1 protein-coding gene and 1 pseudogene are annotated in these 1857 nt (G+C 60.1%); both read left to right on the top strand.

Annotation, left to right across the window (positions count from 1 at the left end; translation table 11 throughout):
* Positions 1 to 1491 (top strand): annotated as a pseudogene (locus BSU04_RS11710) (arginine decarboxylase); the annotation flags it as partial.
* Between the two features lie 12 nt (positions 1492 to 1503).
* Positions 1504 to 1857: amino acid permease (locus BSU04_RS11705; RefSeq protein ID WP_218827260.1), on the top strand; the 354-nt coding region annotated here is incomplete at its 3' end.

Here is a 1857-nt window from a genome sequence, read left to right as displayed (position 1 = left end):
ATGCCTTCGCGTAACTACCTCGGCCTCATCGGACCCATTCCCTCGCAGCATCTCGAGCCGGGCGCCGTCCGTGATCGTATCGGAGCCAATGCGCTCGTAACGGAGGGTATGAATCGAGAGCCGCTCCACGCGGTAATAACGAATTCGACCTACGATGGCCTCTGCTATAACGTGGAGCGCGTCGTACAGCTGCTCGGGCTGTCCGTGGATCGGCTCCATTTCGACGAAGCGTGGTACGGCTACGCGCGGTTCAACCCGCTCTACGCCGGTCGCTTCGCGATGCACGGTAACCCTGCCGAGTCGTCTGGGGACGGCCCGACGATTTTCGCGACACAGTCGACCCACAAGTTGCTGGCGGCGCTGTCGCAGGCGTCCTACATTCACGTACGCGACGGGCGCCGGCCAATCGATCATGAGCGATTCAATCTGGCGTTCATGATGCATGCGTCGACGTCACCGCAGTACGCGATCATTGCGTCGAACGACGTTGCAGCTGCGATGATGGATGGCCCATCGGGCGAGGCGCTGACCGGCGAGTCGATCCGCGAAGCAGTGGCTTTTCGGCAGACGTTGGCGCGGCTTCACGCTGAATTCCAAGCCAAGGGCAGTTGGTTCTGCAATGCGTGGCAGCCGGACACTGTTGCAGACATTCAGAGCGGCAAGGCGATTCCGTTCCAAGACGCCGATCCAGAAACGCTTGTGCGCGATCCGAACGCATGGGTCTTGCGTCCGGGCGAGTCGTGGCATGGGTTTGCCGACCTTGAGGACGGGTATTGCATGCTGGACCCGATCAAGGTGTCGGTCGTGACACCCGGTATGGAGCGTGACGGCACGTTGATGTCCGAGGGAATCCCGGCCGCATTGCTGGCTGCTTACCTCGACGCACAAGGCATCGTCGTGGAGAAGACCACGGACTTCACTAGCCTGTTCCTGTTTTCGATGGGCATTACGCGTGGGAAATGGGGCACGCTGATCAACGCGCTACTCGGATTTCATCGCGACGTGCTCGCTAACACGCCGCTCGCTCAGGCTATCCCGGCTCTCGTCGCGGCCCACCCGGCACACTACGGCACGCTTGGGCTTGCCGATCTCGCCAAGGCGCTATTCGCAGCGGTGAAGAAGTATCGGACCACCGAGCTACTTCACGCAAGCTTTGGCTCGTTGCCCACGGCGGTCTTGTCCCCGGTGCAGGCTTACGAGCGTGTTGTCAATAACGACGTCGAATTGCTGACGCTCGACCAGATGGCAGGGCGCACGGTTGCCACGGGCGTGGTCCCGTATCCGCCCGGAATTCCTTTGATGATGCCCGGTGAGAACGCAGGCAATGCCCAAGGCCCGTTGCTCGGCTTCCTCAAGGCACTCGAAGCGTTCGACGCCGAAATGCCCGGTTTTGCCCACGACACACACGGTGTCGAGGTCAAAGCCGGACAGTACCGAATCTTATGCGTGAAGCAATCATGTCCGACACGGTCTGCGACTCTCACTTGTTGAAAAGGTAAGACAATGGCTGACTCGAAAGTGATCTCGAAAAACAACAAGAAGCTTGGGCTAGTCGCAATGACGATGCTCGTCGTCAGTGCGATGGTCGGCGGGGGCGTTTTCAACTTACCGCAGAACATGCCCCAGTTCGCCTCGCTGGGCGCCGTTATCATTGCGTGGGTCGTGTCCGGGCTCGGCATCTTCTTCCTGGCCAGGACCCTCCAGGTGTTGGCAGACATCAAGCCTGAGCTGACGTCCGGGATCTACATGTACTCGCGCAGCGGTTTCGGCAAGTACGCTGGGTTTCAGATCGCCTGGGGTTATTGGCTGTCGTCGGCCTTTGGTAACGTAGGCTTCGGCGTACTGCTGATGGACACG

This window comes from Caballeronia sordidicola (genome assembly GCF_002220365.1).
GTDB classification, from domain to species: Bacteria; Pseudomonadota; Gammaproteobacteria; order Burkholderiales; family Burkholderiaceae; genus Caballeronia; species Caballeronia sordidicola_C.
The sequence above is the reverse complement of the archived record's forward strand: the minus strand, read 5'-3'. Positions and strand labels throughout refer to the sequence as shown.